Source organism: Microcystis protocystis FBCC-A270 (genome assembly GCF_050500235.1).
Taxonomy (GTDB): Bacteria; Cyanobacteriota; Cyanobacteriia; order Cyanobacteriales; family Microcystaceae; genus Microcystis; species Microcystis ichthyoblabe_A.
This window is the reverse complement of the sequence record NZ_CP191407.1, coordinates 4,191,367-4,218,332: the sequence shown is the minus strand read 5'-3', so window position 1 is coordinate 4,218,332 and position 26,966 is coordinate 4,191,367. Positions and strand designations below refer to the sequence as shown.

Sequence of the window (26,966 nt, the reverse complement as noted above, 5' to 3'; positions counted from 1 at the left end):
AACTTATTTAACATCTTGTACTTCTTTTAACAAAGATAAAATATCGTAGGGAATAAGAGACGGAAAATCGTCAATTACCTTTGAGATGATTTCTAATTTCAACTCAGGTTCTTGCTTAAATTTCTTTAACTTTGGAAAGAGATCTTTCAGAATTTCTTCTAATTTATGCCCTTGAATCCGAAGAAACCACTTAGGTAATTTGATGGTTTTGCCACTAAGATACTGGCATAATAAACAATCATCTTGAACTTCTGATTGAATCTTAGGCTTAACTTTCTCTACTATGAAATCAGCTATTTGTTGAAGCCGAGTATAATCAAAAGTGCCAAAATCAACATAGGTTTCACGCTCACTGAGTCCAACCTCAATGCGTTCTATCAACTTTTCTCGTACAAGAAAAGCTGCTATAAGCACGGGATCAAGAATATAATTCTCGATGCTGTAACGCGTTTCTTTGCCAAGAACTTTAACACGACCATTACCACAATTTTTTAAATCCCAATCAATGATTCCATAGACTGTTCGGTTGCCTCCTTTTTTCAGTTGATTAACAACATCTTTTACTTGATCACAGGTACCATTTCCTCCACCAGACGCGATGAAGTTAAGTGATATCTCAGGAGTTAAATAATCTTTTAGCTTTTCGTGTAATTTCTCATAAAATTGAACATCATAACGGCTTTCAACAAAAACTTGCCGACGATTCTCATAATCTATGCTTAAAGTTGGAACTCCAGTAGTCAAGATAGATAAAGCTTTATCTTTTGTGACCTTTTGCATCCGTCTTTGTTCAGTCTTATACATTGCGTATATAGATTGTTCTGGAGCTAGAGCGACTGTTGAGGGTGAATGGGTAGTTAGAATCACCTTAATATTGCGACGATTGATTAAAACATCTTGAATGGTTCGCAAGAGAGATTGAGTCATTGAAGGATGCAAGGGAGCATCTATTTCATCAAATAGTAAAATTTTGGGATTATCTACAATAAGTTTGTTCTTATCATCAGCGTAATAAAGACACAGTGCAAAAGACATTAAAATCCGTTCGCCTGAAGACAAATCATTGAACCTCACTTGTGAGTTCCTAACTCTATCTGTGAGAATTGGCTCATAAGGGCGATCTTCGTATTGCGGTGGTCGGTTAATCCTGAAATCAAGATTTGCTGTCTCTAGAATACTATTTACAAACTCCCAAGGTGGTTCTCCATATTTGTTTAAAAATTTTTCCTCAGTTAAGAAGCTAACAGTCTCACCTTCTAAATTTGCAACACGTTTGAGCCGATTAGTAAGCCAGTTGCGTTGATAATCTACGAAGATCCTAGCAAGTGACTGCTGAAATATATCAACAGACTGCCAACTTCTAGGAAAATGTTCATAAAAATAATCTTCGTCAAAAGCGACTAAAGGAATATCGGTGTTGCTCTGAAATAAATCGATCAAGCGTTGCCTATTGACTCGATCATTTTGGATAAATCTATTAGTCACATTTTGATTTACAGTAGAAATGGTATCCCGAATAGCTTGAATTATTTGACTTGCTTGCTCTACGCTACTGCCTGTTTTAGTTAATTCTTCTGCTGTAAGACCTATAAGCTCACGAGGCTTAAGTTTATCTAAATCAACTCGATTAAAGTATTGAAGATTTTGAGAAATATGAAGACGAGATTCTTTCACATACTGATTAATTTCATTCCAAAGTCCAGATATTTCTTGAGTAATTTGGTAGGGTGCAAAAGCACCTGTATCTTGTGGAATAAGGTTTGACCAATCAAACCGGCGAATAGGACGTGTTTGATTATTCACTTCTATATCATCAATCCGCATCGACCCATTCTCGATAGCCTCCAGTAAGTGACTTTTCCCCGCACCGTTTACCCCTGTAAGCACCACAAAATCAGGTAGCTCTAGCTCTGGGAAGGAAGTTATTGATTTGTGAATCCTTAGAAACGATAGCTTCATAAGTGTTTATCAACTACTCCGATAATTGGCGATCGCTAATTATTGCTAAACAGCATACAGAATAAGGGTTTTGAAGAAAAGCGGAAAGGAAGATAAGGAAATTATATCTTTACTGCCGAAATCTGAAAATACCCTAGCGCTCGCTCTCTCCCGGCGAACGCTTCGCGCACGCTTCGCGTGACCGAGCCAATTCTAAGACCTGTTCGAGAGATAATCCCAGAGAAGCGGCGATTTCCTTGGGATTAACCCCCGCTCGCAATAATAAGGGAACAGAAGCTAATTTTCCGATGATTTCCCCTTCTTGGCGACCTTCTTGGCGACCTTCTTGGCGACCTTCCTCTAGGGCCTCCTGAAACACACGCGTCTGTCTTAACTCGCTTAAACTAAACATAGCTTCTATCTCCTTTCGAGTAATCCGCGGCAACTTGTAAATCAAAATCGTCTCTATCAATTCTAAAAGTTTCTGTTGGCGATTTTCTACCCCCGTTTCCCTCACTCGCACGATTAACTCCCTAGCGATCGCTATCTTCCGGCGAACGCTTCGCGCACGCTTCGCGTGACCGAGCCACTTCTAAGACCTGTTCGAGAGATAATCCCAGAGAAGCGGCGATTTCTTGGGTATTAACCCCCGCTCGCAATAATAAGGGAACAGAAGCTAATTTTCCGGTGATTTCCCCTTCTTGGCGACCTTCTTGACGACCTTCTTGGCGACCTTCTTGACGACCTTCCTCTAGGGCCTCCTGAAACACACGCGTCTGTCTTAACTCGCTTAAACTAAACATAGCTTCTATCTCCTTTCGATTAATCCGCGGCAACTTGTAAATCAAAATCGTCTCTATCAATTCTAAAAGTTCCTGTGGGCGATTTTCTACCCCCGTTTCCCTCACTCGCACGATTAACTCCCTAGCGATCGCTATCTTCCGGCGAACGCTTCGCGCACGCTTCGCGCACGCTTCGCGTGACCGAGCCACTTCTAAGACCTGTTCGAGAGATAATCCCAGAGAAGCGGCGATTTCTTGGGTATTAACCCCCGCTCGCAATAATAAGGGAACAGAAGCTAATTTTCCGATGATTTCCCCTTCTTGGCGACCTTCTTGGCGACCTTCTTGGCGACCTTCCTCTAGGGCCTCCTGAAACACACGCGTCTGTCTTAACTCGCTTAAACTAAACATAGCTTCTATCTCCTTTCGATTAATCCGCGGCAACTTGTAAATCAAAATCGTCTCTATCAATTCTAAAAGTTCCTGTTGGCGATTTTCTACCCCCGTTTCCCTCACTCGCACGATCAATAGCCTAGCGATCGCTCTCTCCCAGCGAGCGAGCCACTTCTAAGACCTGTTCGAGAGATAATCCCAGAGAAGCGGCGATTTCTTGGGGATTAACCCCCGCTCGCAATAATAAGGGAACAGAAGCTAATTTTCCGATGATTTCCCCTTCTTGGCGACCTTCTTGGCGACCTTCTTGGCGACCTTCTTGGCGACCTTCTTGACGACCTTCTTGGCGACCTTCTTGACGACCTTCTTGGCGACCTTCTTGACGACCTTCCTCTAGGGCCTCCTGAAACACACGCGTCTGTCTTAACTCGCTTAAACTAAACATAGCTTCTATCTCCTTTCGAGTAATCTGCGGCAACTTGTAAATCAAAATCGTCTCTATCAATTCTAAAAGTTCCTGTGGGCGATTTTCTACCCCCGTTTCCCTCACTCGCACGATTAACTCCCTTCCCCGGTTGATCACTTGCGCTTCGGGTAAGCTTACTAACTCTAGCGTCGCTAATCCGAGCGAATCTGGTGGAATATCAGCTAATTCCTCGAGATAAATCCTTTGTACTCTTGTTTCTTGTAATAGCTCTCTATATCGCTCTATATTCTCCTTTTCCACCCTTCGATTCGGATAGATCACCACCCCGCGCCAATTATTTTTTAACTGCGTCTGTTTGAGATAGAGAAAAATTTCGGCGAAAAAACGCGCATAAAACTCCGGATCATTCTGAAACTGAACTTCGGTAAAATAAATTGGTAAATCTTGCCGTTCTGGTAGAAAGACTCCATCGATGCGAAAAGATAGTTGTTTCACCTCTACGGAGGAAAATCGATAGAAATTGGCTAATTCCCTGGGAAAGTCGATTAACTCAAACAGAAGATCGGGAAAGGTTTGAAAAAGTCGGTAGAAAATCGTGTCGGTTTTCATGAGTTCGGTCTATCCCTCTGGTGCGTCGCTGGCTTCTGGAGGAGTATTTTTGACTTTTTTGGGGTTAATTGCCTTCAGACTGCCAATAAAAAGCGATTTTAGCCAATTCCATCGCTTTTTTAGTTCTGAAAATACCCTAGCGCTCGCTCTCTCCCGGCGAGCGAGCCACTTCTAAGACCTGTTCGAGAGATAATCCCAGAGAAGCGGCGATTTCCTTGGGATTAACCCCCGCTCGCAATAATAAGGGAACAGAAGCCAATTTTCCGATGATTTCCCCTTCTTGACGACCTTCCTCTAGGGCCTCCTGAAACACACGCGTCTGTCTTAACTCGCTTAAACTAAACATAGCTTCTATCTCCTTTCGATTAATCTGCGGCAACTTGTAAATCAAAATCGTCTCTATCAATTCTAAAAGTTCCTGTTGGCGATTTTCTACCCCCGTTTCCCTCACTCGCACGATTAACTCCCTTCCCCGGTTGATCACTTGCGCTTCGGGTAAGCTTACTAACTCTAGCGTCGCTAATCCGAGCGAATCTGGTGGAATATCAGCTAATTCCTCGAGATAAATCCTTTGTACTCTTGTTTCTTGTAATAGCTCTCTATATCGCTCTATATTCTCCTTTTCCACCCTTCGATTCGGATAGATCACCACCCCGCGCCAATTGTTTTTTAACTGCGTCTGTTTGAGATAGAGAAAAATTTCGGCGAAAAAACGCGCATAAAACTCCGGATCATTCTGAAACTGAACTTCGGTAAAATAAATTGGTAAATCTTGCCGTTCTGGTAGAAAGACTCCATCGATGCGAAAAGATAGTTGTTTCACCTCTACGGAGGAAAATCGATAGAAATTGGCTAATTCCCTGGGAAAGTCGATTAACTCAAACAGAAGATCGGGAAAGGTTTGAAAAAGTCGGTAGAAAATCGTGTCGGTTTTCATGAGTTCGGTCTATCCCTCTGGTGCGTCGCTGGCTTCTGGAGGAGTATTTTTGACTTTTTTGGGGTTAATTGCCCTCGGACTGCCAATAAAGAGCGATTTTAGCCAATTCCATCGCTTTTTTAGTAAGGATAGCATCGAAGAAAAGCGGAAAGGAAGATAAGGAAATTATATCTCTACTGGCGAAAGTCGTCCCTCTACCGGTTCAAATTCGTCCTCTAGTAGCCAATTTTCCGCTTCCTCGTAACTCGCACCGGTAAATACCACCTGATAACCCTCAGAGGGATCGTACACGCGATAGTTTCCTGAAGATTCAGCCAGTAAAAGCAAGATATAGGGAGGAGATAGCAGCGGATCGATCCAAACCTCGGCAAAATTCCAATTATTATCGGCTAGGTTAGCTGCAGGGGATAACGTACTAGGGGTTTTCTGCATCGATCTAATTTTTTCTAGAATGGGGAGAAAAGTAATTGCCATCGATCCATGATTCAGAGTATCTCGTCCTCTTGGTTTTCTGAGTATTCCTCGGCAGTTGCCGCAGGAATTTGCGCTATTTTAGTCTTTTTTGGTTGGTTATGCCTACACCTTAATCTGATCGGCCCAGCTTTTATCCTACTAGCGATCGCCTATGTGGTGGGAGGATACGAAAGTACCCAAGCAGGATTGACGACTTTATGGGAGGAAAAAGAACTAGATGTGGACCTGTTAATGATTGTAGCGGCGTTAGGGGCGGCGATTTTGGGACTCTGGGACAGTAATTACTATCTCATCATCGATGGAGCCGTTTTAATCCTGATTTTCGCTATTAGTGGCGCTTTAGAACAGATTGCCATGGCAAAAACCGATCGCAATATTCGTTCTCTCATGGCCATGACCCCCGATACTGCTAGATTAATCACGGGAGACAGGGAAAAAGAGGTTCCTATCAAGCAATTACGGATCGGTGACACAGTTTTGGTCAAACCGGGCGAATTAATCCCCATTGACGGCATTATTATGGAGGGAAACAGTCCCATTAATCAAGCGCCAATTACCGGAGAATCGCTTCCCGTGGATAAAACCATCGGTGAAGAAGTCTTTGCGGGAACTCTCAACGGTGCGGGAGTGCTACGTTTAAAGGTGGAAACTCCCCCCGAAAGTCGCTTAATTGAGAGGGTGATTCGTTTGGTAGAAAAAGCGCAAAATGAATCCCCTCCCTCCCAAGAGTTTATCGAAGGTTTCGAGCGGGGTTATGCGAAAATTATCGTGATTTTGGGCTTAATTTTCGGGATTTTACCGCCTTTTTTCTGGGGTTGGACCTGGGAAACCACTATCTATCGGGCTTTAATTTTTCTCGTGGTGGCCTCTCCCTGTGCTTTAATGGCCTCGATTATGCCAGCTTTGTTATCGGGTATCGCTAACGGGGCAAAACAGGGGATTTTATTCAAAAATGGCGCAAGATTGGAGATGATCGGCCGCATACGAGCGATCGCTTTTGATAAAACCGGCACTCTCACCCTTGGTAAGTTGCAAGTGGTGGAAATTATCCCTATCCATGCAGTCAGCGAAAATGAGGTGTTAGCGGTGGCTGCATCCCTAGAATCCTGTTCCGAACATCCCATCGGATCCGCTATTACCGCCACAGCCAGGGAACGTGGTATAAATTTCTTCAGTGCTAATCAGGTGCAAGCGGTATCGGGACGGGGTATCACGGGAAAAATTGCCGATAAGTCGGTATCTGTGGGCAATTTTGCCTATATTCGTGACCATATTACTGATCTTGACCAGAATATCCTAGCTATCCGCGAACGTTTACAAAAAGAAGGCAGAACCCTAGTTTGGGTAGTACAAGAGAATCAGATAATCGGGGCGATCGCTGTGTCCGATACCCTGCGGGAATCGGCAGTTAATCTGGTGAAGCAGCTAAAAAAGATCGGTATCGAACATATCGTTTTAATTACGGGTGATAATCAACAAAGTGCCGATAAAGTTGCTGAAAAACTCGGTATTGAGGAGGTTTACGCTGATTTACTGCCCGAAGATAAGTTAAGCGTTATCCAAAATCTCCAAGAAAAATATCACACTGTCGCTATGGTGGGGGATGGCATTAATGACGCGCCCGCTTTAGCTATGGCTAATGTGGGGATTGCCATGGGAAAAGCTGGTAGTGATGTGGCCTTGGAAACGGCCGATATTATCCTTATGTCCGATAATTTAGCCAAAATTCCCAGCGCAATTAACCTCGGTCGTCGTGCCAATCGCATCGTTAAACAGAATATCACCTTCGCCCTCGCGTTTATCGGCATATTGCTAATAGCCAATTTTGCCGGTGATATAACTTTACCTCTAGGTGTCATCGGTCATGAAGGATCGACGGTATTAGTGACTCTAAGCGGTTTAAGATTGTTCAAATAGGGATAAAAATACAGAGAACTATGGGCGAAATCCAGGCAATCCGAGGCACAAAAGATATTTTACCGGCGGAGGTCGGTTACTGGCAGTGGTTAGAGGAAACTGCCAGCAGAATTTTAGGGACTGCGCTGTATCAAGAGATACGAACTCCCATTTTTGAACAGACGCAACTTTTTGAACGGGGTATCGGGGAAGCGACGGACGTGGTGGGTAAAGAAATGTACACTTTCTTTGATCGCGGTCAACGTTCCCTGACTTTGCGACCGGAGGGAACGGCTGGGGTCGTTCGCGCCTACATTGAACACAAATTACAGGCCGCTGGAGGAGTACAAAGACTCTGGTATCAGGGGCCGATGTTTCGTTATGAACGTCCGCAAGCGGGTAGGCAGCGACAGTTTCATCAAATCGGGGTCGAATTGTTGGGAAGTGATGATCCTAGGGCGGATGTGGAAGTAATTACCCTTGCCAGCGAGATATTAAAAGCTGTGGGGCTAGAAAACCTAAAATTAGATATTAATTCCCTGGGAAATGCCCAAGATAGGCAAAATTATCGTCAGGCCCTGCTAGATTATTTGACTCCCTACAAAGCTGATTTAGACGCGGATTCTCAACAGAGATTAGAAAAAAATCCCCTGCGAATTTTGGATAGTAAGGACGAGAAAACCAAGATTATCTGTAAGAATGCCCCCAGTATTCTTGAACATCTCGGCAGTGATTCTCAAAAGCATTTTGAACGGGTGCAATCTTTACTAACTGATTTGGGAGTTATCTATAATCTTAATCCCTGTTTAGTGCGAGGATTGGACTATTACACCCATACGGCCTTTGAAATTCAGTCCGATGATTTAGGCGCTCAAGCCACGGTTTGCGGTGGTGGTCGTTATGATGGTTTAATAGCTCAATTAGTCGGTCCAGACACACCAGCAGTGGGTTGGGCGATCGGTTTAGAACGTCTGATTATATTATTACAACAAAAGCAATCTTTATCTTTTTTGGTTCCCGATTTTTATCTCGTCTCCAAAGGAGAAAAAGCTGAGGCCCGCAGTGTGGTATTAGCGCAGCAATTACGCGGATTGGGGTTTAGCGTTGAGTTAGACTTAAGCGGCAGCGCTTTCGGAAAACAATTTAAACGGGCCGATCGAGCTAAGGCCGTGGGCTGTATAATTTTGGGGGATGCTGAGGCTGAAAATGGCACGGTACAACTGAAATGGATGGCCACCCAAGAACAAATTAGTCTAACCCAAGCGGATTTATTGACACAAGCAGGGGAATTAAAAGCGCAAATCTCCAGGCACAAATCCTAAGTTTTAGCGTCATGGCCAAACATTAGGCCTAGGCTAAGATTATGGAATTTATACTGCAAAAACAAGGGGAGAATCACGGACGCACAATTTCTACTAATTCCCTAGAAATTGTCTCGGGAAACTATCGTCTCTTGGCCCGTCTGGATTCTCCTTTTGTCAATATCGAAGTGCGTATCGATTACGAATCTCCGGAAAGTAGTGAACGATATACTCATTATTACCGATCGGATGCTGGGGGGTGGCTGGAAATTTTTTCCTATCGAGATTTGGGAATAGGTAGCTGGAAAATTCGCTGTTATGGGGATATTTTGGCCGAATTAGGGGGGCAAGGTTGGCAAGAAATGTTAACTTTAATTGTTACTCCTGTTAAGATCAATTATCTGGCTCAATTAGAACAGTTAATTAAAACCGAAATTGAACCTTTCTTAGCACGAGAATACTCTCCAGAAATGGTAAAATTAGAATTGGCCGATTTAACTAATAATTCTGCGTTTGTTTTTGATTTATGCCTACCAGAGGAAACAATGACCGCTAGAGAAGGGGTAACTCTAGAACTGCCAGAACCTGCTAATATGAAAAAGAGCCTTCAAAGTTTATCTAATCGCAATTCTGCACCCCTACCCCCGAAAATATCCGGTTCTAATTCTCGCCGAAAATCCCCGCAACTTCCCCCAATTCCTAAAAATAAATAACCTTTCGCAATTCTGCACCCCTACCTCCGAAAATATCTGGTTCTAATTATCTCAGGGACTTTTTCCCTGAAAATTAGATAATTGACCAGATGAAAATCGGTAAAACCCTACACCCTACACCCAGAAAAAACTTTTTCAGCAAACCCTATGTAGGGTCTGCTGAAAAAGTACGGGCGAAGCATTCGGATAGAAAATCTACGGTTTCACCGATAGGTTATTGTCCGAATGCTTCGCCCCTACAGGACGCGGGCCGATGAAGACGCAAGGTTTTGAACGACGATTCTCTCAAAATCTTGCACCTGTGAGAGCAAAATAGAACCCTAAAACCCTTACCTCGTCTATATTTCACATTTATTCAGCAAACCCTATGTAATGATGAGGTGAGGCAGCAACTTAAACCTAAGATTTTTTCAAGAACTTCTGACGAACTCGTGAGATTAATAGGTCTAATTCCGGTAACTTCAATAACATCGCACCAAGGAGGAATAAACCCACCGCTACGGTTGAAGCAAAACCTAACTGTAATAATTGTAGGAAAATATTACCAGCACCGAAAACCTTTTCCCAACCCCAACTAGCACCCCAACTACTAACACCAGAAAGCATTGTAATTACCGTTAATCCCAATAAGGATAAACCCCATTCTCCCAAGGGTAAACCCCCTAAACGACGATTTAAAATCACCGTAAAAATGCCCATAGAAAGGATATTAACCCCCACAGTTGCTAAAACAATCCCCGGAGTACCAAAAGGTCTATACAAGAGGAAATCCAGCGCACCATTGAGAAAAATATTTACCATACTCACCTTAAAAGGAGTTTCGCCATCACCCAAAGCATAGAACACTCGTACTAAAACATCGCGACCGAGATAGAAAAACATCCCGAAACCGTAGGCCATTAATACGGGAACCACCTGTTCCGAGGCAGCCAGATTAAAGGCACCCCGTTGATAGATAACCCGCACTACCGGGAAAGCGAGGGCGATAAAGATAGCGGTGAAGGGTAACATGGTTAAAGCCGTCAATAATAAACCCTGACGGATTCTTTGCTTCAATTCTCCCCAATTTTCCGGTTCCGTCAGTCGAGAAAATATCGGCATAAACGGCACGAGAATCATGTTAGACATGATGCCCAAGGGCGTGAGAACGATAAAACTGGCGTAACGCATGGAAGCAGCGGCATTTTCGATAAAAGAAGCGAAAAAGAGGTCAGTATAAACGTTAATATGCAACATTCCCGAAGATAAGGTGGCCGGAATCATCACCCGCAACACCTCCGACACCCCCGGTATCCGCCAATCCCAACGAAATATTAATTTTCCTAAACCTGCCTTGACTTGTGCGCCCACTTGTGCTAACCATTGCCAGAGCGCCCCGACGAGAGTACCACCGGCGAGGACAAAACCCCCCAGTTGCACATATTGCGGCTCATCAATGCGATCGCCAAGAAACCAAGCCAGCAAACCCACCCCGATAATCACCGCCACACTGGAAAAAAGCGGACTGAGACTCGGTAGCCAGTATTGGTCCGCCGCGTTGAGAGTACCGAAACCGATGCCGATTAAACCGGCTAAAACCGCCATGGGGGCCATAATTTGCAGTTGTTGAATGGCCATGCTGCGGGTGGCGGCATCTAAACCGGGAGCGAGAACATCGATAAAAATATTGGCAAAAACGATTAAAAAGACGGTGACAGTTAATAAAATCGCACTGACTAGGGTGGTGACAGTCTCGACAATCGGTGCGGACTCGGATTTATCTCTTTTGGCCAAAACACTGACCAAAGCACTGTGAAAGGGGCCGTTAATGCCACCGAGGAGAATTAACAGAAAACCGGGGATAACGTAGGCAAAAGCGTAGGCGTTCACCACCGGCCCGACACCGTAGGCAGCGGCGATTACCTGTTCGCGGACTAAACCAAAAACCTTACTGATTAAGGTGGCAACGGCGACAATTCCGGCAATACCGGCTAAGGAACGGGTAGCTTTCTTATTAATGACGACACCTCGAAAGAAAACAACTGCATTGATCGATTCTACCCGTTTCTGTGTTCCCGTAGAAAAGCGCTCTCTAGTTGTCAAATTTAATTTGACTGGAGTGTATAACACCCATTTCCCCACAGACATTCGTATAATACCAAGAGCCAACCGAACCATAAATATTGATGGTTCTACGTTCTCTGACTGAACAGATGATATTGCCATTGGGGGATGTTCTCACATTTGATGGTGGAGAAAAGACTATTGCTGTGGCGATTCTTGATGTGGATTGAGAACTATTGAATCTGTAACTACACACCACCTCTAGCATTGTTTGAGTCGCCTGAGAGCGGGGACGATGAATTTGTCTTTCGGGAAAAGTCGTCCAAGTTCCGTTATCACAATTAGCTTGGCTAACCAGTCGTTGATTTCCTAAATAATAAACAAAGTCAACACTACGCGAACTAGCCGGAACAATTGAACATAAATCGATGTTAACGCTTTTTCCCGTCACAGCAGTTCCGGCAAAGTAATTACAAGTTTGAGCCAAAACTATATTGGGTTTTGCCCAGGAAGCACCGATTACCATTGTCAAAGATAGACTAGAAATCAAAATAATTTTTTTCATGGTTGATTTGACATTTTCTGGAGGCTTTTTCTGAGATCATTTTATACTCAATTGAATTGCGGCTAGAACCTGATGGCGACAAAATATTAGTATTTTTTATCTAATTCTCTGTTCCCGTAGAAAAGCGATCGCTAGTTGTCAAATTTAATTTGACTGGAATGTATAACACCCATTTCTCCATAGACATTCGTATCATACCAAGAGCCAACCGAACCATAAATATTGATGGTTCTACTCTTGATTACAAAAATCCCCCGTTCAAGAAAACTTAACAATGCCCACCAGCGATCGCAGTTGACAAGACTAAAGCGATCGCACTGGATGAAAGTATTTCTAAGGCGATCGCCAAAGGTTTAAGGATGCGAGGGATTGATGTTACAATGTCTTCAGAGAAAGAGCTAATGGGGGTTTCTGATGAGGAACAGTTAGCTTATGCTTTATTGCAAGGCCGAGTTATTTTCACTTTTGATGATGGCGATCGCTGATGCTTCTACGCGCTGTGCTAACATCTCCAATATTATAGGTGTTTTTGCTTTATGAAAAATCAGTTATTAAAATTAGCTTTTGAAGTAGAAATTGAAGAAGGGGAGCAACTCAATCTTCCCAGTTCTATTGTGCAAGGAATTGGTAAAGGGAAGTGGGTGATTACTATTCAGCCCAAAACCTTAGTTAGCGATCGCCTTCATTCTTCTTTTCTGAATAGTTATGCCTCAGAAGACGAAGGTTTATATGACGATTATTAAAGGAGGTGAGTTCTGGGTTGCCAAAATTCTATTTACTGATGGTACATCATCAAAAAAAAGACCTGTGTTGATTCTTTGGGTTGATGGAGATGACGTGTGAGTGGTTATACAACGGTGGTCCCTACCAGTTAGTCATTTTCCACTTCTTACTAGGTGTCTTCTGCTACCTCGGTCGGACGTTTAATCTTCCAATACGCTTCTTTCAACAACAGCCGCTCTCTGCACTTCTTCTTAGGTGCTTGGCCGGTAATCGGTATCTGGTTTACGGCAATGGGTGTTAGCACCATGGCGTTTAACCTCAACGGTTTCAACTTCAACCAGTCGATTCTCGATTCTCAAGGTCGTGTAATCGGTACCTGGGCCGATGTGCTGAACCGCGCTGGTATCGGTATGGAAGTAATGCACGAGCGCAACGCTCACAACTTCCCCTTAGACTTGGCTAGTGGTGAACAGGCTCCTGTAGCTCTGACTGCTCCTGCTATCAATGGTTAAGTTCTAGTCTGAACGAAAAAGCACTCCTGCGAGGGGGTGCTTTTTTGTTTCTTTCAGAGAAGAAACCAGAATCTAGGGATAATGGAGGACAAGGATCCTTTATTTATACTCTCTAGTTTACTTTTTCTCTTTTCTGTCAGTCTGGGGTTAGGCTTCGCTGGTGCGGCGAATACCTTCGTCGAGAATGAAGAACTGAGGGTTAAGAGAAGCCAACGGCTCCCGCAGCTTTTCGATTTCGGCAGCGGGAGCGTGAACTTCTAGGCGAATAATCTTGGCGATTTTGAGAAGTTCGTCTAGCAGTTCCCCGACGTTTTGCAGGTGGGCAAGAACTGCGGAAGCATCGACGTAACCCTCGCGGCAATGAAGAATATTGCCGCTAAAGGAAAAAGCATAATGGATACAGCCCTCTTCGGTGCGGGTTCTCTCAATGAACTTGGGGCTTAGTTCCTTGAACGCAGCAATTTTTCCTTCTGGTACTTCAAAGTAGGGTACGAGGGTACAGCAAGTATCGATTTTGAACATTAGATTCTCCTTTTAGGTGGTGCGGAGGGATACCTCGCGTTTGTGGTCTCTTCTGTCAGTCTTGAAAATTTTAACGAATTTACGTCGTTTCAGGCTAGGAGAAATCAAGATTTCAACCCACTTTGACAAAAGAGAGATCATTCTCTCAATCCCTTTATAGTACATATATAGTACATTTGCCCAAAAAAATCGAACAAGGGTAAAAAGGGAAAAAAGAGGAAAAGGGTTACACAGTCCTCCCGAATACGCAGACTACCCGAAAACCGTTATAGTAGTCGCGGATGACGCGGCGGTAGCTGGTGCCGCGAAACGCGGAACGGCAGATAACAGGATAGTCGCCCCAGGAACCGCCCCGCAGCACTTTTGTAGTAGATTTGTTCTTGCTAATCCAAGCACTCCCATCAGTGGGTGCGCCTTGATAATTAGGGTGATAATCGTCCTCGCACCATTCCCAAACGTTTCCGTGCATATCGTACAGACCAAAGGCATTAGCTACCTTAAAATAGCCTACTGGTGTCGTCTGTTTTCGATCGATGCCTTTTAGTCCCCTTCCATAATTCCCTGGATAAACTTTTTTGTCTTTTTCCCAATCAGTTCCTCTGTAATTAGCCAAATCTGTGGTAATCGTCTCCCCAAAATGAAAAGCGGTTGTTGTCCCCGCTCTACAGGCATATTCCCATTCTGCCTCACTCGGTAGCCGATACTCCCGTTTTGTTTCCCTTGATAATCGTTTACAGAATTCTGTTGCTTGCTCCCAGTTTACTTGTTCTACGGGTCTTGTCCATCTATCCTGCTCTTGATATGGCTCTTTGAAGTGGGAAGGCTCTAGTTCTAGATCGATGTCTATTTTAGCAGTTGCGGCGATCGCTCGCCACTGTACTTGGGTGATGGGATAGCGTCCCATGAAAAAAGCTGAAATATTAACGGTGTGTTGAGGACTTTCTCTTTGGAAATAGTCTCGATCGTATTCTTTACAGAGTCTTTCTATTTCTTGATCTGGGGTTCCCATCTGAAAGGAACCGCTAGGGATAAGCATCATGTCGAGATTAATGCCTTCCCCTAAATTCTCGCTGTAATATTGTGCTTCTCGTTGCTGTCGGTGAATGATTAATTTAGTCATTTTTTCTGAAGCGGTTAAGTAGCTGGTTATAATTAAATTGAAGATGGATTTTGGGATCGATCCCCCCTTAATCCTAGGGCTGTTTCATTTAAATTAAGTATAGCTGATTTTGAGTCAATAAATTTGATTGAGGATTCTCAAGTTTATCTTTTTCTAATCAAAAGAGTTAGTCATAATAACTAATCTTTAATCTTCTGCCAATATTTATTATGAATAGATTGATAAAGCCTGTTCCCAAGCCACTAAAAGCCTATCTCTCTTGAAATTGTCGAGAGTACATCCTGTTAATTTAGCTAATTTTTCTGCTTCTTACGTCGATAAAACTATCAGTTTTTCCCAACGTTCAGCTAACCACCTCTGTCCCTCCGTTATTGAGAGAAAACCCAAACCTCTGAAAAGATTCAATCCTATGGTTGTGAGAATTGACCAATTGCTTGCCCCTTGAAAATCACTTATCTCGCTTTTATCTTCCTCAAAAATTACATCTTTTACCCAATGTAACTGATTTTCTATTTTCCAGTGTCCTCGAATAATTTTAGCAAATACTTGAGCGGATTCGGTTAGGCTACTGATATAGTAAGCTGTTTCTTCATAGGTTTTATCCCCGCGACTACCCTTTCTTTCTACTTTAATAACTCTTCGCAGATTTTCAAACCCTTGTCTTTCATTTTTTCTAACTTTAAAAACTTCTATTTTTCTTGATATTTTTCGTCCATGACTATTATCTTGTTCAAGAAAGCAACTTTCTGGCTTTGAGGAATTACTCAGGTCTTGTATTCGCTGATAAAGATTTTTCTGATTTCCTTTAACGGTGATAACATAATCATTTTTACTCTTGGCTATTAAGCTGATTGTTTTTTTATGACAGTGTAAAGCATCGCCAGTAAAAACTTTATTTTGGAGAGAGCAATTCTCAATTATAGCTTGCCCTTCGTCGATTTCAGACCCTTTTTTGTTTTCAATTCTTTTTAAGTGTAATACTAATCCACTTTCTTGACTAAACAATGAGACAAACATGATGAAATTTTGTTGTTCATTATTAGGATTCTTTAGGGTGTTTTTGAGACTTTTTCCATCCATCCCTAGCCAATTTATATCATCTCTTTGTCCATATTCTTCTAATGCCCATTCGTTAAATATTTTTAACAAACTCTGCCAGTCAACTCCCATCATTACCCTTATAATTGTTGAATAGGATGGGACTCTTTCTGGAATTATGTTAAATTCTTTACTCAGCCTGTGCCGATTATTTTTAGCAAACTCTCCTAGCTCTCTATAACCTGAGTATCCTAGCATTGTTCCCAGTATTATTACTACTAATACTATCCATAAATGGTGTCTTTTTCCTTTATCTTTCCGAAAGTCCTTGACTTGTTTTAGTTTTTCTATTAAGCTCAACATATATTTGAAAGGTTGGCGGTCACTCCTCATTTTACCTGACTGTGATCGCTTTTACTTTTGATATTCTGATGGGAGAATGAAACAGCCCTACCCCAATTGCCCCTACAGTCCTTCCTCAACAACAGGTTGTCTCATTTACGTTAAAACCTATCCTGTTACTGATACAACCGCCAGATTTGTGGTGGGTGATGATTTCCAAGAGCCTGAAGCAACCATACTATGGGATTGAGGGTAGGACGTAGAGCCAAAAAAGACAGGCAGGGAGCCTGTCTAAAAAACCAAACAAATTTATCTATCAGTTGGCCAAAAATAGGGAGTTTTTTGCGTCAAATTTCCAAGCAATACCATCGGGATCTCTGATACGACTCCAATCGGCGAATTCTGTTTCGGATTTATTTTTCTTGTTTCTACCCAAAACGGCCGGGGTAACTCCTAAACGTTTAGCCAAATCCGCCAAACTCATCGATGAGATGGTTTCAGATACAGAGGTTAGTGATTCTTCCCTAACTTCTGATTCTGATTGGGATAAAGAACTGGCAGAACTGTTCAAACTAGGATTAATTATCTCCTCCCGTTCTTGAATTACCGTTTCTTGAACAGAGATTGCTGCGGTATTTTCTTCCTCTTTTTCCTCAAATAATTTACCTAAATTAGTCAGAGATTGGGAGGAGGAAATAACAGGAACCTCCGGGACAGAATTTTCGCTTTTCTCGGCGACAATCAGAGAGGATTTAGCCTCCTGGGATTGCCCTAAATTGGTCAGGGGAGATCTCGAGGCAGTAATCGCAGGAATTTGTTTTTCCCCTATTTCTTCTAAAGAGGGGTCACTCTCATCAAAAATACTACCCAAGGTACTGGCGGTGATAAAGTAATAGGCCATACCCTTATCGCCTACAGCTTTTTTTTGCGCCCCAAATTCCTCAGCTTTTCTGTCTAAAAATTGTCTGGCTAATTTGGCCGTGAGATTGGCTTTTGCCGATAGGTCAATCGGGGTGAGACAACCTTGATTGTCCTGTAAAAGTTGATTGAAATAGGGGTTAATCACCGTCGATAATTTTGACCAGCGATAGTCTTGCCACACCTTGACTGCCAGAGTTAAGAGGAAGACAAGTAGGATCAATGGCCAAGCGGTAAAAACAAGGATGATTAGCACCGCTAGGGGGATGATGAGGACGAGAAACCCCGTCGTCTGACGATCGATAATTTTTCCAGTCATAATTTCATAAGCTGCCAGAATTAAAATTTTTAATGGCTAGTTTGACTATCTCCTGCCATAAGTGTATATGACCAGTTTAGGCTTTATTGGTCACGCCGGTTAGTTCTAGTCGTTCAAACATGGCAAATCGTGCTTTCAGGGCCAGAGAATCATCAAGTTTTGTTAAAAAAACGGGTTTTTGATACTTTTGTTCTAAAGCTTTTTGGATTAACCAATCGGCTAAAAAGGGATTTTTGGGTAGTAGGGGACCGTGGGCATAGGTAGCGATCGCATTGTGGTAAAATGCTCCTTCATAACCGTCCTCTCCGTTATTTCCGTAACCAGTAATCACCTTTCCCAAGGGAGAAACGGTTTGTAAATAGGTACGACCCCCGTGATTTTCAAAGCCAATTACTAGCGGTTTTTCCCCAGTCATAGCTTTAATTTCCTCCGCTAAGGGAGAGGCCGTAATTTCAAAAACCACGTTACCGATACAGCGTTTTGCATTGGGGCCAGGATGTTTACTTACTAGGTCTAATAATCCTAATCCTTCGATTCTTTGACCGAAAGCTGGTTCGTAATAATGCCCTAATAATTGTGGGGAACCACAGGTAAAAACCCCTGGTATTCCTGCCGATAATTGTTCTTTCATCGCCGCTGCTTTTTTCCCCTGTAAATCGCGCATAACGATCTCCTGTTGCCGATCCTGCGCTCCACCCCCAACAATTATATCTACTTGGTAAAATGTCTCGGCTTCTGTTTGAGCATCTAGGGGAATAATTGTCACAGGAATATCACGCCATTGACATCTTCTTTGAATAGTAATAACATTACCTCGATCGCCGTAGGTACTCATTAAGGTCGGATATAACCAGCCGATTTTTAGTTCTAGTTCTTGCATAATTTTTTAGGGGATTAGGGAATGGGGGATAAGACACAGGCTGCATCTCAAGTTTGTAGAAATATCAAAAATTATTACCAGTATATGAACAACTGCGTGTAAGCATCTCACAAAAAAAGCTAATGTAAGCTTGCGCTTATGTCCCCCTTTTATTTCTACAAAATCTTTCGACCCGTGAGAATCTCTCGTACTTCTAACATAGCAGAATAGGTGGGTAAAATATGTAAAGTTTCCTCATTTTTGGTGTTATTAAGGGCAATTTGGATCGCTTTTTTTAGATCGGATTCAACAATTAAATTAACCGGATAAGCGAGACTATCCTGACTATATTGTAAGCGCAAAGCCATGTCATAAAGTCGATCGCCTGTTACCACTAAAGTTGTTCCCAAACGGGTTAATTTTTCCGTATCCACATCCCAAATCCAAGAAACATCCGTCCCGTCGGGGATGCGATCATTGAGAACTAAGAGAGTAGTAGAAGACTTTTCTTTCTGTAAAATATCAGCCACTGCGCGAATTGTTTCATTCATACCCACGGGATTTTTAGACAGTAAAATCCTAACTTTTTTACCCTCAATTTCTAATTCTTCCGCTCGACCAAAAGCCGCTTTAAAACCCTGAACTGTCTCAAAAATTTCTCGATCTTTAATCCCTAATTCCTGGGCTACTAAACCCGCCGCTAAAGTATTATATTTATTATAAACACCGATTAAAATCTGCGGCCAATCGTGACTATGAAAAGCAGGATTACTCTTTTTAAAGCCACAACTAGGACAACTAAAATCCCCTAAATGGGAGAGATAAACTCCGCGATAATCCAAAGAAGCGCCACATTTAGGACAGTAAATAGAATCGACAGCGTGGGGAATTTCTTCTAGATATAATTCTGGCTCACTTAAGCCAAAATATACAACTCTTTGAGGCAGTTGTTGACCCAAATGGGAAAGAGTCGGATCATCAGCATTGAGAATCACTAAAGTATCGGTGGGTAGGGGAGATATGGCCCCTTGCCAACGGCGACTAATCGTATCCACTTCCCCATAGCGATCGAGTTGATCGCGAAACAAATTAAGAGCTAAAATAGCGCGAGGACGACAATCTTTTAAAACCAAAGGGAGAATATTTTCATCCACTTCTAAAATGGCATAATCAGCCTTTAAAGTGCCGAATAAATTGGCATCGGCTAATAAAGCAGTGATTAAACCATTAATTAAATTTGCCCCAGTGGTATTATGGGTGACTTTTGCCCCCTGACGCTCTAGAATAGTTCTTAGCAGTAGGGAAGTGGTAGTTTTTCCATTCGTGCCAACCACCAAAATTACCCCCCGTCGGACTTGCCCACAAAGTAGCGGCAACAAACGGGGATGGAGACGACGGGCAATTTCCCCCGGCAAGACGCTGGCGGCCCCTAAACGGAGTCCTTTAACCACAGCAGTAACGGTTTTAGCCACCGCTACGGCTATCCCTAAACGGATGCGATCAAACAATTGCATGAAGTGAGATTCTTATAGCTGTTTCGTGATTTTACCCCTAAAAGAAGACCCGTAAACGGGGTAAGTTCCCATTGATTCTTTTCTACTGACAAAAAAGACAGCCTATAATATAGGTAAGTTTGGGGCCGATTCTACCGCACACGACATTTTAGGGCTAGAGCTTATGGGTTTATTGACAAGATTGGGGATTTCACTGGGATTACTCGCCCTAGGTGGTACTGTGGGAGTGCTAGGAAATCAGTATTTAAGCAGAAAAGCGCCCCTAGAGGTAAATAAACCGCCGGCAATCCTCCCCGCTTCCCTCTCTCTCCCTGTTATTCCCCAAACCGACGGCAATGTTAATTTTATCGCCCAGGCCGTGCAGAAAGTTGGGCCGGCGGTGGTGCGGATTGACTCGGCCCGGGAAGTGGCCGACCAAATTCCCGAAGAATTTAAACAGCCCTTTTTTCGGCGCTTTTTTGGTGATCAAGTGCCGATTCCCAAGGAGCATTTAGAACGAGGAACCGGTTCTGGGTTTATTATTAGTACAGATGGACTACTTTTAACTAATGCCCATGTGGTGGAAGGGACAACCCAAGTAAAAGTGACTTTGAAAAACGGTCAAATCTATCAGGGTAAAGTTCTGGGGGTTGACAATATGACCGATGTGGCCCTGGTGAAAATTGAGGCGGAAAATTTACCGACGGTGACTTTTGGCAAGGCCGAAACTTTAATCCCAGGGGAGTGGGCGATCGCTATTGGCAATCCCCTAGGCTTAGATAATACTGTTACGGTGGGCATTATTAGCGCCCTAGGACGCACTAGCAGCGAAGTGGGGGTTCCCGATAAACGGGTTCGTTTTATTCAAACCGATGCCGCTATTAACCCCGGCAATTCCGGCGGCCCGTTGCTGAACGCCAAGGGGGAAGTTATCGGCATTAATACGGCAATTCGGGCCGATGCTCAGGGTTTAGGGTTTGCCATTCCCATCGAAACCGCCCAAAAAGTGGCGGGACAGCTATCTAGCAAGGGTAAAGCGGAACATCCCTACATCGGTATCCAGATGGTGACGCTAAACCCAGAATTACGGCAGCAATTGAACGAAACTAAAGAATTAAGCTTTAATATTGACCAAAATGAAGGGGTAATCGTCCTGCGAGTGGTGGAAAATTCCCCCGCTCAAAAAGCCGGAATGCAAGCGGGTGATATCATCGAAACTGTGGCAGGAAACCCCGTTAAAACTGCTTCGGATGTGCAGCAAGGTGTGGAAACCAGTGCGATCGGTGGTAATCTGGAAATCGAGATTAACCGCAGGGGTAAACAACAAACTCTCACCGTTCAACCGGGGGTTTTTCCTAGCAAAAGTAGCGAGTAAACTACTTTCAACCGGTCAAGGGGCGACCCCTTACCCTACACTGGGAGGAGAGAAAATAGCAGCGGAGCGATCAAAATTGAGGCAGCGGTTACACTTAAAATTATCAATTGGGCGCGGGGCTGCCCTTCTAATCGGTTTGCTGGGATTAACAGCCTGTCAACCTCCCGATCCGCCGAAAATTTCGCCGACAGAATCGCCTAAAATTGAAGAAACTGGCCGCTTAATTCTCAATAATGCCACCTTAGAACAGGCTAACCCCTCCGGACAACCCCTCTGGAAAATTCAGGTCAAAAAAGCTACCTACACCCAAGACCAAAAAATCGCCCGTCTGGAAAATATCAAGGGTAATATCTATCAAGATGGGAAAGTAGTTTTACAGGTTAGTGCTGACCGCGGTGAAGTTTACAAGGAAGGCCAGGAAATTCTCCTCAAAGATAATATTGTGGCTGTAGATCCCCGCAATAAGGCCATTATTAACGCGCCGGAATTGCGTTGGCTACCTAAGGAGGGTATTTTAATCTCCCCCAAAGGGATCAAAGGTAGTCATCTACAACTAGAAGCCAAGGCCCGCCAAGGACGCTACGACACGCGCCAAGAAAAACTAGAATTACAAGGTCAAGTGGTGGCTACCGCCAAGGAATCTCGTGTCGTCCTGCAAACCGAGCGCCTGTACTGGGAAATTCCTCAACAAGTCATTAGTACCGATCAAAAAGTCGCTTTTGATCGCTATATTGATAAAACTATTATCGATCGCCTTACTGCTATCGGCGGTCGTTGGGAAAGAAAAAATAATCAGGTTATCCTGCAAGAAAACCTCGAATATCGCTCTTTAGAACCACCTTTACAGATTTCTGGTTCTCAGGCAATTTGGAACTATCAAAATCGTAGCCTAACTTCCGATCGCCCCACGGAAATTTTTCAATATCAAGATCAAATTACTATTACTGGTAATCGTGTGGTGGTGGAATTAGGCAATCGCATCGCTTATCTCAAGGATGGGGTTAAGGGGATTAATCAGAAAACTGGGGCGCAATTGTATAGTCAGATTTTAACTTGGAAAATGTCGGAAAAAATTGTCGAGGCCGAGGGGAATATTATCTATGAACAACAGGAACCAAAATTTAATCTCACCGGCGATAAAGCGATCGGCACTTTAGAAGATAATAACATTGTTGTTACCAGTAGCTCGCCCGATCGAGTTGTCACCGAGATTTATCCCCGTTAACAGGAAAAATTAACCAAAAAAAACTCTCCCCAGAAAAGGGAGAGAGGGGGGGTAAATATTTAAAAGCTTACCATTTGAGCAGATTAAACTGTTCCATATCGATGGTGTCGCGGTTACGATAGATGGTAAGGATAATCGCTAAACCCACGGCTGCCTCGGCTGCCGCTACGGTAATCACGAAAATAGTAAAAATTTGGCCTCGGATATTAGCGGGGTCAAGATAGTTGGAAAAACCCATTAAGTTAATGTTAACAGAATTGAGCATCAATTCGATCGACATTAAAACCCGGACGGCATTGCGACTGGTGACTAAACCATAAATTCCGATATAAAATAAAGCCGCCGCTAATAACAAATAATACTCTAACTGAATCTGCATGATACCTCTAACACCGTACAGTGCAAAGTTCATGAGGTAAAAAATTATGATAACCGCCGCTTATTTAGATACCTGTATCTTTAGGGACTTGCGTGGGAATAATATCTCAGCCAGAAAATCGCTCTCTAGAAGAATAAGACCAGCCCTAAATAGTACATTATCAAAGCGCAAGTCCCTTATAGTGTAAATCAAAGAGCTTTGGAATGTGTTGCTTATGTACATGAAGGGGTTGATCTTACAGGAAGAGGAAAAAATAACTGTACCAATCCCGAACTTATTCCTTAATTTTCAGGGCGATCGCCTTTTTGTTTGTAGTAATGGCTTTAGCCATAATCAGTCCTAAAGAGCTTACTACGAACGGGGCGATCATTTTTGAATTGGCGAGGAAGTTTATCCCCGTGCCAGAGTCAAGCGTCAAGGTATCGCCATGGAAATTGATATCCTAGGGGTGGATGATACAGAACTCGTTTTAGTCGAATTACTACCTAGATTATCTCAAGATGATGTGGATGAATTTATTGAAAAATTGACTCGTTTTAAAATCGCTTTTCCCCATTACAAAAACTATCGAGCTTACGGTGCAGTGGCAGGAATTGAAATTAACAAAGGTGTAGATCGCTATGCTTATAAAAAAGGTTTATTTGTGATTAAACCCTCTGGGGATACGGTGGCAATTATTAATGATGCTGACTTTCAACCGAACACTTGGTAAAGAGATATAATTAGGCATTATAGGTAAGTGTTAAATCCCCCCGTCTATCGGCACCCCCTGTCAGTCCATGAGTGAACCCGTTACCCTTGAGGATATTTACCAGCTATTCCGCGCTTCCGCCGAGGAGTTTGATCGCCGTTTAAGGGAAAGCGATCTTCGTCGGGCCGAAATGGAACGTATCTTTGCCGAAGCGAAATTAGAAAACGAGCGCCGTGCCACCGAAGCGAAATTAGAAAACGAGCGCCGTGCCGCCGAAGCGAAATTAGAAAACGAGCGCCGGGCCGCCGAACTTGAGCGCCAAGCTGCCGAAGCGAAATTAGAAAGCGAGCGCCGGGCCGCCGAACTTGAGCGCCAAGCTGCCGAAGCGAAATTAGAAAACGAGCGTCGTGCCGCCGAAGCGAAATTAGAAAGCGATCGCCGGGCCGCCGAAGCCGATCGCTCGATGGCAGAACTGAAACGCACCGTAGAACGAACCAGCAAAGCGGTAGATAGTCTGACCACTCGCTGGGGTCGATTTGTGGAGGAATTGGTAGAACCGGCGGTTTTACGGCTTTTTCAAGAGAAAGGCATTGATATTAAGGAAGTTTATCCCCGTGCTAGAGTCAAACGTCAAGGCATTGCCATGGAAATTGATATTCTAGCGGTGGATGATACCGATCTCGTGGTGGTGGAATGTAAATCGAGATTATCTCAAGATGATGTGGATGAATTTATTGAAAAATTGACTCGTTTTAAAATCGCTTTTCCCCATTATCAAAACTATCGAGCCTACGGTGCAGTGGCAGGAATTGAAATTAACGAAGGAATCGATCGCTATGCTTATAAAAAAGGTTTATTTGTGATTAAACCCTCTGGGGATACGGTGGCAATTATTAATGATGCTGACTTTCAACCGAATACTTGGTAAAGAGATATAATTAGGTATGAGGCTAAAAAGATGGAGTTGTGATAGATTAAGTCTAGACAACCGCAATAAAATAAACAGGAGAATTTTTATGAGTCCTTTAGTGGAATTTACCTCAGAGGAGGGGACTATTTACATCGAGGTGGATGAAAAGTTACCCTTACCCAAACCGAAACCAGAAGATGAACTTATTAGTCTAACAGATGAAATAGCTGTTAAAGCCGCTCAGTCTTTTGAAGACGCATTAAATGGCATAAAACCGGTGGCAAATGCCATAATTAATAAGGTCAAAAGTTTGAATGAACCGGCCGATCAGGTAGAGGTCAAGTTTGGGATAAAAATGACTGTTGGACTAGGGGCTATTATTGCATCTGGCAGCGCCGATGTTAACTATGAAATTACCCTAAAATGGGATAACAAGGAAAAAAATAAGCAATCATCTACTCAATAAGGACTTAGATAAAAATAATGGTTGCATCTCTAGAATCTTCTCTGGTCAGAATTTATAAGCAACGAAAAAATAAAGATGATACAATAGAAATTGTCGGAGCGGGATTTCTAATATCATCAGAATACTTGATTACCTGCGCTCATGTTGTTAATGAATCTTTAGGATTAGTATTAACATCTGCTGAGAAACCCACTGACATTATTGAGTGTGATTTTCCTATCATTGCATCGGGTACATCTTTAGAAACAACCGTAGAAGTTTGGCATCCGGTTAAATTTAAAAGCAATGATCTGCAGGATATTGCTATTTTAAAATTAAAAGATTCAGTTCCTTCACAAGCTCAACCAGTTTCTTTAATTACCTCTGAAATAGGAGATTTATCTGATCATAATTATAAAGCTTATGGTTTTTCCAGAGATGGAGGTGTCTGGTCTGATGGTAAGATAATAGGTCATATTGCTAACAACAAAATTCAGATAGAAGATAATAAAAGCACAGGATATGCTGTAGAAGGTGGGTTTAGTGGGACAGCTATCTGGGATGAGCAATTGGGGGGAGTAGTGGGGATGGCAGTAAGTGCTGATAAGGAAAAATTGGTTGCCAAATCTGCATTTTTTATTCCTACTAATGTTCTTTTAAAAGCTTGGGATAAGTTGCTATATATAGCACAAGTAGAAGGAAGAATCCCTAGAATCATCTCCTTGCTTAGATGTATATTTGAAAACAAGAGTTATCAAGATCAACTTAATACAGCTTCTGAAAATTTAAGAATTGAAGTGAGGGATCATTTAGTGGATTTACCTAGAAAAATTCCTTCCTCTTGGTCTGATTTTATAGAAATACTCTATCAATTAGATGAAAGACATTTTACCTATACTTCTCAATCAAAATTTTCTTGGCTAGAAATATTTATTGGCTATTTAGTTATTCAGTTAAACTCAACAGATGCTCTGGCAAAGTTATTAAAAGAATGGCTAAAAAAATATCAAACAAAATGGGAAGTTTTAATCAATACTTTAGAAAATAATCTTAAGCATCGATCACTAAATATTGCTCAAAAATCAACAGACAAAAATCCCTGCTTATTTGTTACCCTTACAGAAGAAAACAAATCTTTAATGCTGAGAGCTTGGATTGTTAAAGATATCAACAATTATCATCCCACAGAAAAAGAACCTCAAAAACGTGGAGAATATCAATCTTTAACCCCCAATGAAGGAATAAGTCTGGGCAATCATCTCCAAGAAAATGAATTGATTAATCACCTAAAAAAATTCAAACGACAATCAGAAAATATCTGTCAATCTTCCCTAGAAAAAGTTCAATTTTTTCTTCCCTATAGATTTATTGAAAAAGAGATTAAACCGATTGATTTATTTTCAATTGATGAAGTGGCAACAGCTACAGGCTGCGATCCTCATCATTGGGGAGTCGATCATGAGGTAATCATGAGATTTTCAGAACGAATAACAGCCGAAAATATCAACAATCAACAAACCTATTTATGGATCAAAAAATGCCAACTTTTTCGGAATATACAGCAGCAAAATCTGACCCAAATTTTAAAGTGTGAAGAAGAAATCCAAGAACTGATCGAATCAAACAATCAGCAAACAGTTATTTTTAAAAAACCTCTGGCAAATAATGACCATCCGAATAAAATACTCAAATATCATAAATTTAACAATGTTATCGGTTCAAGGTTAACTAATCTCAGTCAAGAAAACTCCTTAGAGTTAAAAAATATTCTAGCCATTTTATACGAAACTGGAATACCTTTATCTCTGTGGATACGACCGGATGCTAACCCAGAACTTAACTGTCAGGAAAAATTAGACCCTATCTGTCAATGTCCACTAGAGAAATTACCAGAAATAATTAAAAATAGACGTTCCGCGGCTTGGTTAAAAGATAATCATATTGGGAATCATCTATCATTACTTTGGGATGACTACCAGCTTGTTCCCCCCAACTATCCACTTTTGATGCCATAAAT

The 26,966-nt window shown here is 42.5% G+C and carries 25 protein-coding genes and 3 pseudogenes; 12 read left to right on the top strand and 16 right to left on the bottom strand.

The window, feature by feature from the left end; all coding sequences use genetic code 11:
- Positions 1-3 precede the first annotated feature (3 nt).
- The 7 genes and pseudogenes from ACQY1X_RS20595 to ACQY1X_RS20565 all read right to left on the bottom strand — a co-directional run bounded on the left by ACQY1X_RS20595 (position 4) and on the right by ACQY1X_RS20565 (position 5,560).
- Positions 4-1,959: an AAA family ATPase gene (locus tag ACQY1X_RS20595; RefSeq protein WP_002735424.1), complete on the bottom strand. Its 1,956-nt coding sequence runs from the start codon at positions 1,957-1,959 to the stop codon at positions 4-6.
- 133 nt (positions 1,960-2,092) lie between these two features.
- A pseudogene (locus tag ACQY1X_RS20590) lies at positions 2,093-2,473 on the bottom strand (DUF2887 domain-containing protein); the annotation flags it as partial.
- Positions 2,472-3,242, bottom strand: coding sequence for a DUF2887 domain-containing protein (locus tag ACQY1X_RS20585; protein ID WP_430015082.1), 771 nt, complete (start codon positions 3,240-3,242; stop codon positions 2,472-2,474). The gene ACQY1X_RS20585 and the pseudogene ACQY1X_RS20590, both read right to left, overlap by 2 nt.
- Positions 3,243-3,252: 10 nt before the next feature.
- Positions 3,253-4,149 (bottom strand): Rpn family recombination-promoting nuclease/putative transposase, encoded by an 897-nt coding sequence (locus ACQY1X_RS20580; protein ID WP_430013464.1) that lies wholly within the window; start codon positions 4,147-4,149, stop codon positions 3,253-3,255.
- A 136-nt stretch (positions 4,150-4,285) separates the two neighbouring features.
- On the bottom strand, positions 4,286-5,086 hold the full coding sequence (locus ACQY1X_RS20575) for an Rpn family recombination-promoting nuclease/putative transposase (RefSeq protein WP_430013463.1): 801 nt from the start codon (positions 5,084-5,086) through the stop codon (positions 4,286-4,288).
- Positions 5,087-5,095: 9 nt separating this feature from the next.
- Positions 5,096-5,221: a hypothetical protein gene (locus ACQY1X_RS20570; protein ID WP_268745002.1), complete on the bottom strand. Its 126-nt coding sequence runs from the start codon at positions 5,219-5,221 to the stop codon at positions 5,096-5,098.
- Between the two features lie 30 nt (positions 5,222-5,251).
- A complete protein-coding gene (locus ACQY1X_RS20565) occupies positions 5,252-5,560 on the bottom strand; it encodes a hypothetical protein (RefSeq protein WP_430015081.1) in 309 nt (102 codons plus the stop codon).
- Between the two features lie 6 nt (positions 5,561-5,566).
- On the opposite strand from ACQY1X_RS20565, the gene ACQY1X_RS20560 reads away from it, so the two are divergent.
- Genes ACQY1X_RS20560 through ACQY1X_RS20550 form a run of 3 tightly spaced genes read left to right on the top strand, consistent with a single transcriptional unit; the run spans position 5,567 to position 9,470 of the window.
- Positions 5,567-7,477, top strand: a complete 1,911-nt coding sequence (locus tag ACQY1X_RS20560; RefSeq protein WP_430015080.1) for a heavy metal translocating P-type ATPase — start codon at positions 5,567-5,569, stop codon at positions 7,475-7,477.
- 20 nt (positions 7,478-7,497) lie between these two features.
- On the top strand, positions 7,498-8,778 hold the full coding sequence (gene hisS / locus ACQY1X_RS20555; protein WP_430013461.1) for a histidine--tRNA ligase: 1,281 nt from the start codon (positions 7,498-7,500) through the stop codon (positions 8,776-8,778).
- A gap of 41 nt (positions 8,779-8,819) precedes the next feature.
- Positions 8,820-9,470 (top strand): hypothetical protein, encoded by a 651-nt coding sequence (locus tag ACQY1X_RS20550; protein WP_430015079.1) that lies wholly within the window; start codon positions 8,820-8,822, stop codon positions 9,468-9,470.
- A 399-nt stretch (positions 9,471-9,869) separates the two neighbouring features.
- On the opposite strand, the gene murJ is transcribed toward ACQY1X_RS20550, so the two are convergent.
- Together murJ and ACQY1X_RS20540 are read right to left on the bottom strand one after the other, a co-directional pair.
- A complete protein-coding gene (murJ, locus tag ACQY1X_RS20545) occupies positions 9,870-11,597 on the bottom strand; it encodes a murein biosynthesis integral membrane protein MurJ (protein WP_430013459.1) in 1,728 nt (575 codons plus the stop codon).
- The gene (locus tag ACQY1X_RS20540; RefSeq protein ID WP_430015078.1) at positions 11,542-12,078 is read right to left on the bottom strand and encodes a hypothetical protein; all 537 of its coding nucleotides are present in this window, start codon (positions 12,076-12,078) and stop codon (positions 11,542-11,544) included. Before ACQY1X_RS20540 ends, murJ begins: the two co-directional genes overlap by 56 nt.
- Positions 12,079-12,365: 287 nt before the next feature.
- Between ACQY1X_RS20540 and ACQY1X_RS20535 the strand changes: the two genes are divergently transcribed.
- From ACQY1X_RS20535 to ACQY1X_RS20525, 3 genes and pseudogenes are all read left to right on the top strand, one after another.
- Positions 12,366-12,563, top strand: a complete 198-nt coding sequence (locus ACQY1X_RS20535) for a DUF5615 family PIN-like protein (RefSeq protein WP_430014702.1) — start codon at positions 12,366-12,368, stop codon at positions 12,561-12,563.
- 51 nt (positions 12,564-12,614) lie between these two features.
- On the top strand, positions 12,615-12,821 hold the full coding sequence (locus tag ACQY1X_RS20530) for a hypothetical protein (protein WP_002737153.1): 207 nt from the start codon (positions 12,615-12,617) through the stop codon (positions 12,819-12,821).
- 174 nt (positions 12,822-12,995) lie between these two features.
- Positions 12,996-13,313: pseudogene (locus tag ACQY1X_RS20525) on the top strand (hypothetical protein); the annotation flags it as partial.
- 147 nt (positions 13,314-13,460) lie between these two features.
- Here the strand turns inward: ACQY1X_RS20525 and ACQY1X_RS20520 are convergent.
- The 6 genes from ACQY1X_RS20520 to ACQY1X_RS20495 form a co-directional block, all read right to left on the bottom strand.
- Complete coding sequence (locus tag ACQY1X_RS20520) at positions 13,461-13,835, bottom strand: putative quinol monooxygenase (RefSeq protein ID WP_002735682.1); 375 nt, start codon at positions 13,833-13,835, stop codon at positions 13,461-13,463.
- Positions 13,836-14,061: 226 nt separating this feature from the next.
- Positions 14,062-14,955, bottom strand: coding sequence for a formylglycine-generating enzyme family protein (locus ACQY1X_RS20515; protein WP_430015077.1), 894 nt, complete (start codon positions 14,953-14,955; stop codon positions 14,062-14,064).
- Positions 14,956-15,264: 309 nt separating this feature from the next.
- On the bottom strand, positions 15,265-16,356 hold the full coding sequence (locus tag ACQY1X_RS20510) for an ISAs1-like element ISMae8 family transposase (RefSeq protein WP_430015076.1): 1,092 nt from the start codon (positions 16,354-16,356) through the stop codon (positions 15,265-15,267).
- Positions 16,357-16,651: 295 nt separating this feature from the next.
- Positions 16,652-17,572 carry a hypothetical protein gene (locus ACQY1X_RS20505; RefSeq protein ID WP_002738184.1) on the bottom strand — a complete coding sequence of 307 codons (921 nt, stop codon included), beginning with the start codon at positions 17,570-17,572 and terminating at the stop codon, positions 16,652-16,654.
- Between the two features lie 76 nt (positions 17,573-17,648).
- Positions 17,649-18,452, bottom strand: coding sequence for a type 1 glutamine amidotransferase (locus tag ACQY1X_RS20500; protein ID WP_002735455.1), 804 nt, complete (start codon positions 18,450-18,452; stop codon positions 17,649-17,651).
- A 155-nt stretch (positions 18,453-18,607) separates the two neighbouring features.
- Entirely contained in the window at positions 18,608-19,945 is a 1,338-nt protein-coding gene (locus ACQY1X_RS20495) for a Mur ligase family protein (protein WP_002776995.1), read from the bottom strand.
- Between the two features lie 163 nt (positions 19,946-20,108).
- Here ACQY1X_RS20495 and ACQY1X_RS20490 point away from each other — a divergent pair, with 163 nt between their 5' ends.
- Together ACQY1X_RS20490 and lptC are read left to right on the top strand one after the other, a co-directional pair.
- Positions 20,109-21,299, top strand: a complete 1,191-nt coding sequence (locus ACQY1X_RS20490) for an HhoA/HhoB/HtrA family serine endopeptidase (protein ID WP_430015075.1) — start codon at positions 20,109-20,111, stop codon at positions 21,297-21,299.
- A gap of 76 nt (positions 21,300-21,375) precedes the next feature.
- The gene (gene lptC, locus ACQY1X_RS20485; protein WP_002735673.1) at positions 21,376-22,524 is read left to right on the top strand and encodes an LPS export ABC transporter periplasmic protein LptC; all 1,149 of its coding nucleotides are present in this window, start codon (positions 21,376-21,378) and stop codon (positions 22,522-22,524) included.
- A 67-nt stretch (positions 22,525-22,591) separates the two neighbouring features.
- On the opposite strand, the gene nuoK is transcribed toward lptC, so the two are convergent.
- The gene (gene nuoK / locus ACQY1X_RS20480) at positions 22,592-22,897 is read right to left on the bottom strand and encodes an NADH-quinone oxidoreductase subunit NuoK (protein WP_221178078.1); all 306 of its coding nucleotides are present in this window, start codon (positions 22,895-22,897) and stop codon (positions 22,592-22,594) included.
- Between the two features lie 388 nt (positions 22,898-23,285).
- On the opposite strand from nuoK, the pseudogene ACQY1X_RS20475 reads away from it, so the two are divergent.
- The 4 genes and pseudogenes from ACQY1X_RS20475 to ACQY1X_RS20460 form a co-directional block, all read left to right on the top strand.
- A pseudogene (locus ACQY1X_RS20475) lies at positions 23,286-23,615 on the top strand (DUF3782 domain-containing protein); the annotation flags it as partial.
- Positions 23,616-23,682: 67 nt separating this feature from the next.
- A complete protein-coding gene (locus ACQY1X_RS20470; protein ID WP_430015074.1) occupies positions 23,683-24,522 on the top strand; it encodes a DUF3782 domain-containing protein in 840 nt (279 codons plus the stop codon).
- An 88-nt stretch (positions 24,523-24,610) separates the two neighbouring features.
- Positions 24,611-24,970: a CU044_2847 family protein gene (locus ACQY1X_RS20465; RefSeq protein WP_123229902.1), complete on the top strand. Its 360-nt coding sequence runs from the start codon at positions 24,611-24,613 to the stop codon at positions 24,968-24,970.
- Between the two features lie 17 nt (positions 24,971-24,987).
- The gene (locus tag ACQY1X_RS20460; protein ID WP_430015073.1) at positions 24,988-26,964 is read left to right on the top strand and encodes a trypsin-like peptidase domain-containing protein; all 1,977 of its coding nucleotides are present in this window, start codon (positions 24,988-24,990) and stop codon (positions 26,962-26,964) included.
- Positions 26,965-26,966 lie beyond the last annotated feature (2 nt).

Coding starts and splice junctions, on each gene's coding strand:
- ACQY1X_RS20495 (WP_002776995.1), bottom strand. CDS start 19,945: ATGCAATTGTTTGATCGCATCCGTTTAGGGATAGCCGTAGCGGTGGCT.
- ACQY1X_RS20470 (WP_430015074.1), top strand. CDS start 23,683: ATGAGTGAACCCGTTACCCTTGAGGATATTTACCAGCTATTCCGCGCT.
- ACQY1X_RS20550 (WP_430015079.1), top strand. CDS start 8,820: ATGGAATTTATACTGCAAAAACAAGGGGAGAATCACGGACGCACAATT.
- ACQY1X_RS20490 (WP_430015075.1), top strand. CDS start 20,109: ATGGGTTTATTGACAAGATTGGGGATTTCACTGGGATTACTCGCCCTA.
- ACQY1X_RS20520 (WP_002735682.1), bottom strand. CDS start 13,835: ATGTTCAAAATCGATACTTGCTGTACCCTCGTACCCTACTTTGAAGTA.
- ACQY1X_RS20460 (WP_430015073.1), top strand. CDS start 24,988: ATGGTTGCATCTCTAGAATCTTCTCTGGTCAGAATTTATAAGCAACGA.
- murJ (WP_430013459.1), bottom strand. CDS start 11,597: ATGTCTGTGGGGAAATGGGTGTTATACACTCCAGTCAAATTAAATTTG.
- ACQY1X_RS20580 (WP_430013464.1), bottom strand. CDS start 4,149: ATGAAAACCGACACGATTTTCTACCGACTTTTTCAAACCTTTCCCGAT.
- ACQY1X_RS20510 (WP_430015076.1), bottom strand. CDS start 16,356: ATGTTGAGCTTAATAGAAAAACTAAAACAAGTCAAGGACTTTCGGAAA.
- ACQY1X_RS20570 (WP_268745002.1), bottom strand. CDS start 5,221: ATGCTATCCTTACTAAAAAAGCGATGGAATTGGCTAAAATCGCTCTTT.
- ACQY1X_RS20515 (WP_430015077.1), bottom strand. CDS start 14,955: ATGACTAAATTAATCATTCACCGACAGCAACGAGAAGCACAATATTAC.
- ACQY1X_RS20565 (WP_430015081.1), bottom strand. CDS start 5,560: ATGGCAATTACTTTTCTCCCCATTCTAGAAAAAATTAGATCGATGCAG.
- hisS (WP_430013461.1), top strand. CDS start 7,498: ATGGGCGAAATCCAGGCAATCCGAGGCACAAAAGATATTTTACCGGCG.
- ACQY1X_RS20560 (WP_430015080.1), top strand. CDS start 5,567: ATGATTCAGAGTATCTCGTCCTCTTGGTTTTCTGAGTATTCCTCGGCA.
- ACQY1X_RS20540 (WP_430015078.1), bottom strand. CDS start 12,078: ATGAAAAAAATTATTTTGATTTCTAGTCTATCTTTGACAATGGTAATC.
- ACQY1X_RS20530 (WP_002737153.1), top strand. CDS start 12,615: ATGAAAAATCAGTTATTAAAATTAGCTTTTGAAGTAGAAATTGAAGAA.
- ACQY1X_RS20505 (WP_002738184.1), bottom strand. CDS start 17,572: ATGACTGGAAAAATTATCGATCGTCAGACGACGGGGTTTCTCGTCCTC.
- ACQY1X_RS20575 (WP_430013463.1), bottom strand. CDS start 5,086: ATGAAAACCGACACGATTTTCTACCGACTTTTTCAAACCTTTCCCGAT.
- ACQY1X_RS20500 (WP_002735455.1), bottom strand. CDS start 18,452: ATGCAAGAACTAGAACTAAAAATCGGCTGGTTATATCCGACCTTAATG.
- ACQY1X_RS20465 (WP_123229902.1), top strand. CDS start 24,611: ATGAGTCCTTTAGTGGAATTTACCTCAGAGGAGGGGACTATTTACATC.
- ACQY1X_RS20595 (WP_002735424.1), bottom strand. CDS start 1,959: ATGAAGCTATCGTTTCTAAGGATTCACAAATCAATAACTTCCTTCCCA.